At 68.0% G+C, this 222-nt stretch carries 1 protein-coding gene; it reads left to right on the top strand.

Annotated features, from left to right (window positions below; all coding sequences use genetic code 11):
* On the top strand, window positions 1–222 hold a 222-nt coding region (locus tag AB1471_RS18145), incomplete at both ends, for a murein L,D-transpeptidase catalytic domain-containing protein (RefSeq protein WP_367781104.1).

Genomic DNA, 222 nt, shown 5'->3' with positions numbered 1-222 from the left:
CGGCTCGAACGGCACTTCGCTGCGGATGATCGGGCTCGACACCACGAACTCCAACGTGTTCGACCGGGCGATCGTGATCCACGCCGCCGAGTACTGCACCCAGGCCCAAATCGACCGCTGGGGCCGCCTCGGCCGCTCGAACGGCTGCTTCGCGATGTCGCCGACCGACTTGCCCGTTGCGCTCTCCCAGCTTTCGGGCGGGCGCCTGCTCTATGCCGACAG

The organism is Jeotgalibacillus marinus (assembly GCF_040801915.1).
GTDB classification, from domain to species: domain Bacteria; phylum Bacillota; class Bacilli; order Bacillales; family Jeotgalibacillaceae; genus Jeotgalibacillus; species Jeotgalibacillus marinus.
The sequence above is the reverse complement of the archived record's forward strand: the minus strand, read 5'-3'. Positions and strand labels throughout refer to the sequence as shown.